Raw genomic sequence first — 6,836 nt, 5'->3', positions numbered from 1 at the left:
GACGATGATGCGGTCTGCCTTATCAAAACAGGATCGTATCACCTTGAGCTGTTTTAGTGCTGCTGGATCGGATATATACTCCTTGTCCTTACGTACTTGTCGTACCACTAACTGAAAAGGATTGGGACGGATGGGTAGATCTTCAGCTTTGTAGGCAGAAAAACCGTAGGTTTCGGGCATGGCAAGGGCGATGAGGTGTCCCATTGCCCAAGTAACGAGATACCCGTTACCCTCCATATATCCGTCCTGTCTGCTGTTTGCTCCGACAATGCGGGCAATGTCTCTGGCTACCGAGGGTTTCTCGGCAATAATACAAGTTGTCATAGTCGATAATAGAATTAAGGGTTACATCTTACGTCCACGGGACTTTTTCTGCTTATTTTCGTCCTGCTTCTGTTTTTGGGCGGCAGTGGGCTGTGTCTGTCCAGTCTTCAATGGCTCTTTCACATTCTTCGTGGCTTCGTTGGTCTTGCCGTGGTTATTGACCGCCACCTGTGTCTTGTGTTCCTCTGCCACGGCTTCCACCTTGCCGTTCTTCTGACTTTTGTCCGGGTTCCATTTATAGAAGCGTGGACGGTTCTGTCCCTTGTCCATACGGACGTAGGCATTGAAGGACTGTCCCTGCTTGTCCACCATGTTCTTCAAGTAGAGCGTCTTGCCACCGTCGAGTGCCTCTCGCTGCTTGTCGGAAAGTTCCAATCCACAGAGCTTACGGGGTGCGCCCTGCTGCTGTGTCTGTTGCTGGCGTTCCTTGAAGCCACGATTGTTGTCGAAGATGAACTCAATGCCCTTTCGTTCGGCATTGACCTGCAACGTGGCATTGAAAGTCTTGCCACTCTTGGCGGTCATGCCCTCCACTTTCACGGCTTTGCCCTCCACAAGGTCTTTGTATTGTGCACCGGAAAGGGTAACACCCTTGATTTCCTTGGGAATGTTCACACGGTCGGCGCGCAGGGCGATAATCTCATTGGTCTGCGGGTCGATGGAGACGTAGGCAGCAAAAGGTTCTCCGTTCTTGGGTGTTACCTCGATGGTCTTGCCGAGGTTGCCCGTAGTGAGGAGCTGTTCTTTTTCTTCGGGAGAGAACTTGTAACCCATATAGGGAAAATCGAGTTGCGGTTCCTTCCTCAAAGGATGGATAGCCAGGCCGATGTTGCCGTTGTCGTCCGTGCGGAAAGCGAGACGCGCATCTGTATAAATAGTGGTGTTACCCATCGGGATGGCAATAGTTACGAGATTACTCTTCTGCCAAGAGAGCATTCTCTCTAATTCTCCGCTTTGTTCCAGTCGCTCACGGGAAAGGCCGAGGTTGTCGAGCTGCTTCCAATCAATCTTCGACTCGTCAATGACGGTGGCGTTCTTCTTCTGCGGCAGATAGTCCTCAAAGGGTACGCCCATCTCTTCCAGTTGCTGTTTGCTTTCGTCCTTCTCACGGCTTTGGAGCAGAGTGCGAAGATTGTCCACGCCTTGCTCCACGTTGCTTGCCACGACCTTGTACAGTCCGAAACGGGACGGCTCGTTGAACTGTTTGAGGAAGTTGGTCATGAAGTTCTTCAGAAGTCCGTCCTTGCTATTGAACTTCAAGAATGCTGCTTGGTTGGCTGCGGCGGCTTCGGTGGTCTTGAGGTTACCCTTGTCGTCGATACCCGAAACTACCGACAGATTTCCTGAATCCTGTTCATTTTTCACTTCCGTGCGGTCTTCCAAGACCAATACATAGTTGTCATTGCTGTTTGATTCCATAATTCTTTGTTTTTAAGATGAGTAAATCGCTATCGAACGGCAAATATATAAGCAATAATACTGCCTTAAAGACATAGGGAAATCACGGGAAAAGGAGAGAAAACAAAGGTTTTATTGAAAGATGTTTTATAAACCTTAGACTTGATTACTTGAAAAAATATGATGTCGATTTCTTTGCTATATGAGAACATAGAAGTCTTTGTGGAAAAGGAATTTCTAATAACTTCTCATTTGAAATTTCTAAGATAATCTTCTTACATGTGGGCACGATAAAAGAAAGTTAGACTTGTAAACTCTCGGATACACAGTAATCATTTGCAAATCCCATTAGGAATAAAAAAAGATAGACTTAATCAAAGAATAGAAGAATTAGGGGGGAGAATGATGGCATGTTAGATTTCTATGTTTTGCATAGATAAAGAGTCTTTATAAAATCCTCTTTATAAGAACTTTGCAATATAAGCGCATATATATTCATAACAGTATAATCTCTCTAACCTATAAATTAACACTTTATATTATGGTTGCAAATAACAAGGAGTAAAGATTATAAAAACAGATGTGAACTGCTGATCATCAGTTATTACACTCTATCACTCCAAAAGTCGGATAGGCATTAAATATTAAATCATCAACACAGATCTATATAGCAATATCACTAATATTAGGTATACAGGGCGGTTTTTTATAAAAACTCCATTAACTTTCACTATTCTTAGGTATTTTAATGGTTTTGTAAGAACAAAAAATGGCAAAAATTTGCTTATTTGCTTTTTTATCGCTATTTTCGCAAAAAAAAAGAATTAGCACATAGAAAATATGCAATACCGACAATCTGATAGAAAACTATATTTTCAAGAGCTTTCCACGACAAGCCGAAAATATTTTATTCCTTATATTGAAAAATATAAGAAAATAATTTGCGGAATGAATGTTTTGGAAATAGGTTGTGGTGATGGAGGAAATCTTTTGCCTTTTTCTCAAAAGGGATGCAACACCTTGGGGGTAGATTTGGCGGAATGCAGAATTAGTGATGCCAAAAAGTTCTTTCAAGAAGTTAATGCTACTGGAGAATTTATAGCTTCAGACATATTTGATATTAAAGGGATGGATGGTCTTTTTGATCTAATAATTTGTCATGATGTTTTAGAACATATAGATAATAAGTCTTTTTTTATATCTTCCTTAAAAAGGTTTCTTGCCCCACAAGGAATTATCTTTATCTCTTTTCCTGCGTGGCAAATGCCGTTTGGAGGACATCAACAAATTTGTAGAGGAAGAATTCTTTCTCATCTTCCATGGTTTCATTTGTTACCTAAAGTTTTATACGAAATCTTTCTCAAACTTGGGAGAGAAAAAAAAGATACAATTAAGGAATTACTTAACATAAAAAAGACAAAATGTCCAATTGAACTTTTTGAAAAATTGATTGATAAAAAATTTAGTGTTCTTGATAGAACTCTATTTTTCATAAATCCACATTATGAAGTAAAATTTAAGTTAAGACCTCGCCTATTACATCCGATAATTGGAAAAATTCCCTATATTCGTGACTTTTTCACAACGTCTTGCTTCTATTTATTATCATAATAATTTATTGAACAAGACGATACTTCTTTCAAAAAATGATTTCATAATCCGATAAATTAATTAAAACCTAACAGCAATGAAAAATTTAATGGTTAAGAAGGTTGTTTCAACCTTAGTTTTTGCTCTTTTTTGCATAACAGCGAATGCACAAATAAAGTATGATAGTAACGGTAAGCTAACCTTTGGTAATACAGCTCCATTTGGTTTTTACGGCATTACTCTAAATAGTAATGGTATGTATTTTAAATGTAAAGATAGTAATTTCTTTCAAATTGACGTCTCTCCTGTTGGTACCCGTTTGGCAAGTCATGCTGACCAAGTTGTATTCTACAATACACAGACAAATACTTTCAACAGTATTCAAGTTAAGGATGTTTATAATTATTCTGATGCAAGAGCGAAATCTAATATTCGTTCTTTGCAAAATGGACTAAATTACATTCTCAAATTACATCCCGTGTCATACTCTTTTTCTGACAACCCAACTAGAGAGGCTTCTCTACTAAGGAAAGGAGGAGATGAAAGGGAAATAGGTCTACTCGCACAAGAGGTTGAGAAAGTTCTGCCCAATGTAGTTTTAACTGATGCGGAAGGTAAGAAATTGATTAACTATACCGCACTTATCCCTGTAATGATTGACGCTATCAAATCTTTACAAAAGGAAATAGAAGTTCTTAAAAATAAAAAATAGAATCTATGAGATACAAGAAATTTATACTACTTTATACGGCGTTGATTTGCTCTTCTGTGGTAATTATATCTTGTAGTGATGTAATAGATAATAATATCATCAACAAGCCAGATAATCAAATTTCGACACGAGCAAGCCGTGGACGCCCAATGGATTATTATTATTGGTATAATGGTGAAAAGATAGGAATATCTTCTTTACGGAATTTATACTATATTTCATCATCCGATAGTTCAAAGTTAGTGTCTATTGACTTGAAAAATTCTGCCGTTTCTACAATTACAACTAAACAAGCAGTACAAAGCCAAAGAAGCTCTCAGTCGCGTTTTTGGAAAATAGTCGAAATAAGACCAGTTGGTAATGTAACTACGAATGGAATTCTTAGTTCAATGACACAAAAATTGAAAGGAAACAAAGATATTCAAGTTGCACCTGTGTTTGGACTTGATGAACAAAACTATATATCAACAAGTGAGTATTTCTATATAAAGTTAAAATCACCTCAAGACTATAATATTCTCCAAAGTATTGCGAAAGACTTTGGAGCAAAGGTCATAAAGGAAGTTGATTACATGCCTAATTGGTACATTATAAAGTCGCCGATACATTCTAATGGTTTGGAAACTTCCAACAAATTCTACGAAACAGGTAAATTTGCGGATGTAGACCCTGCTTTTATGTTTAATTTTAAGACAAATAATTGTACCTCTGAGCCTGATTTTAATCGGCAATGGGGACTAGAAAAGGTCAATGCGTGCAATGCTTGGAAATTAACTAAAGGCAAACCTCAAATTACTGTTGCGGTTTTAGACCAAGGTGTAGATCAAAACCATAGAGAGTTCGCGAATAATTATAGTCCATTGTCATATGACATACATAATGGTCATTCTCCATCTGTTGTTCGCGGAACACATGGTACTCATGTAGGAGGTATTATAGGTGCAAACCATAATGGTATTCAAATAGCAGGTCTTGCCCCTCAATCCACAATTTTATCCATCAGTCATGGATTGTACCTTTCACCAACTATTAGTAGCGAGTTAGCAACAGGGTTTGGATATGCGACATCTCACAATGTTGATGTTATCAACAACTCCTGGGGAGATCAGGGTGGAGCCTTTTACAAAGAAATGCATAGTGCTATCTTGGAAGATGCTATTAGGACCGCAATGACTTCTGGTAGAAAAGGGAAAGGAATGGTTGTTGTTTTTGCTTCTGGAAATTATAATAAATCAATGCCAGATTATCCTGCAAATTTCCATCCAGACATTCTTGTTGTTGGATCCGTGGACCAAAGGGATAAAAAATCTAGTTTTTCGTCTTATGGGAAAGCTCTTGATGTTGTTGCACCAGGAAGTAATATTTTATCAACAGTTCCTAACAATGGGCTTGATGAGATGAGTGGTACTTCTATGGCTGCTCCTCATGTGAGTGCCATAGCTTCATTAGTTTTATCTGTTAATCCAGAATTGACAAGAAAAAATGTTGTAGATATAATAGAACAAACTGCACAAAAGGCTGGAAATTATGCATATTCAACTATGCCTGACAGAACGAATGGAACTTGGAATGAACAAATGGGATATGTATCTGCGATGCCTTTTCAGCTGTTTCAGCAGCACAAGGAGGGATTGTTTACTTCTATGATCAAACTGTAACATCCAATAGAAATGTAGTTGGGTGGATTATTAAAGCAAGAAATTTTAATGTTACAAATAATTCGTATTTGAAGTTCACATATGGTAATAATGTAACTATTGACGCTCCATTCACCATAACGAAAGGTTCTGTATTCGAAATCTCCAAGAAATAATTATCTTTTATTCAGAAGAGGGATTAATCTTATCCCTCTTCTGTCATTTATTTTAAAGGCATTTATTCCTTTTTCACCCGGAATTAATCTTTTATAAGATGTGATAATGAAGGATCAAACTTAATCCTTTTTATTTCCTTGTCAACAATGCCTAAGCTCTCTCTCTTCACTCTTTTATAGTTTCCTTCGATCGTCTCTTTGAGAATATCCTTGCCCTCTTCATCCGTGAACTCAACAATGACAGGGATTGAGCGATAGGATTTCATCTCAGCGGAGACTTTGGCACTATCCACCACAATCTCAGCATGGAAAATCTTCTGGTCAATGCGCTCGTCAAAGTTATCGGACACGGCACCCACGAACATACCCTGCGTGAGGTTGGAAATTTTGCTTGCCGGGATAAGACTGTCCATCTGTGTGGAAATAGACGTGGACTTATCGTTGCGGTTGATGGTCATGGACTGTCGTTGCTGAAGCACCTTGCCGAAACGCTCAGATAGCGTCTTGGCAGTTTCTCCGACGACTTGCCCGGAAAAGACATTGCCCACCGTATTTTGAATCACCTTGCTTTCTTTGTCTCCATAGTCACGGGTTAACTGCGAAAAGTCCTGAAAACCCAGACACACTGCTACTTTATTACTTCGTGCAGTGGCAATCAGATTGTCCAAGCCACGGAAGTAGATTGTCGGTAACTCGTCGATAATAACTGAAGATTTGAGTTGCTTCTTCTTGTTGATGAGTTTTACGATACGGCTGTTGTAGAGTCCGAGTGCTGCTGAATAGATATTCTGGCGGTCTGGATTGTTTCCCACGACGAGGACTTTCGGCTCATTAGGGTTATTGATGTCAAGCGAGAAATCATCGCCTGTCATCACCCAATAAAGTGCAGGAGAAATCATACGTGATAGCGGTATCTTGGCACTGGCGATCTGTCCCTGCAACTGGTCCTGTGCTCCACCCTCCATGCGTCCATAAAAGGAGAAAGGTAGTTGGCAAGCT

The 6,836-nt window shown here is 39.2% G+C and carries 4 protein-coding genes and 2 pseudogenes; 3 read left to right on the top strand and 3 right to left on the bottom strand.

Going from position 1 to position 6,836, the window contains the following annotated elements:
- Together JCM12259_RS15525 and JCM12259_RS12105 are read right to left on the bottom strand one after the other, a co-directional pair.
- Positions 1–324: pseudogene (locus tag JCM12259_RS15525) on the bottom strand (toprim domain-containing protein); the annotation flags it as partial.
- A gap of 21 nt (positions 325–345) precedes the next feature.
- Complete coding sequence (locus tag JCM12259_RS12105; protein ID WP_025066635.1) at positions 346–1,743, bottom strand: DUF3945 domain-containing protein; 1,398 nt, start codon at positions 1,741–1,743, stop codon at positions 346–348.
- An 819-nt stretch (positions 1,744–2,562) separates the two neighbouring features.
- Between JCM12259_RS12105 and JCM12259_RS12100 the strand changes: the two genes are divergently transcribed.
- The 3 genes from JCM12259_RS12100 to JCM12259_RS15520 all read left to right on the top strand — a co-directional run bounded on the left by JCM12259_RS12100 (position 2,563) and on the right by JCM12259_RS15520 (position 5,682).
- Positions 2,563–3,333 carry a class I SAM-dependent methyltransferase gene (locus JCM12259_RS12100; protein WP_025066634.1) on the top strand — a complete coding sequence of 257 codons (771 nt, stop codon included), beginning with the start codon at positions 2,563–2,565 and terminating at the stop codon, positions 3,331–3,333.
- Positions 3,334–3,409: 76 nt separating this feature from the next.
- Complete coding sequence (locus JCM12259_RS12095) at positions 3,410–4,024, top strand: tail fiber domain-containing protein (protein ID WP_025066633.1); 615 nt, start codon at positions 3,410–3,412, stop codon at positions 4,022–4,024.
- 5 nt (positions 4,025–4,029) lie between these two features.
- On the top strand, positions 4,030–5,682 hold the full coding sequence (locus JCM12259_RS15520) for a S8 family peptidase (protein WP_081784210.1): 1,653 nt from the start codon (positions 4,030–4,032) through the stop codon (positions 5,680–5,682).
- Between the two features lie 238 nt (positions 5,683–5,920).
- Here JCM12259_RS15520 and JCM12259_RS15515 read toward each other — a convergent pair.
- A pseudogene (locus JCM12259_RS15515) lies at positions 5,921–6,836 on the bottom strand (TraM recognition domain-containing protein); the annotation flags it as partial.

The sequence above is a fragment of the Hoylesella enoeca JCM 12259 genome (assembly GCF_000613405.1).
Classification (GTDB): Bacteria; Bacteroidota; Bacteroidia; order Bacteroidales; family Bacteroidaceae; genus Prevotella; species Prevotella enoeca.
The sequence above is the reverse complement of the archived record's forward strand: the minus strand, read 5'-3'. Positions and strand labels throughout refer to the sequence as shown.

What these genes read in the sequence shown, in the direction of transcription:
- JCM12259_RS12105 (WP_025066635.1), bottom strand. Translation starts at nt 1,743, where the DNA reads ATGGAATCAAACAGCAATGACAACTATGTATTGGTCTTGGAAGACCGC.
- JCM12259_RS15520 (WP_081784210.1), top strand. Translation starts at nt 4,030, where the DNA reads ATGAGATACAAGAAATTTATACTACTTTATACGGCGTTGATTTGCTCT.
- JCM12259_RS12095 (WP_025066633.1), top strand. Translation starts at nt 3,410, where the DNA reads ATGAAAAATTTAATGGTTAAGAAGGTTGTTTCAACCTTAGTTTTTGCT.
- JCM12259_RS12100 (WP_025066634.1), top strand. Translation starts at nt 2,563, where the DNA reads ATGCAATACCGACAATCTGATAGAAAACTATATTTTCAAGAGCTTTCC.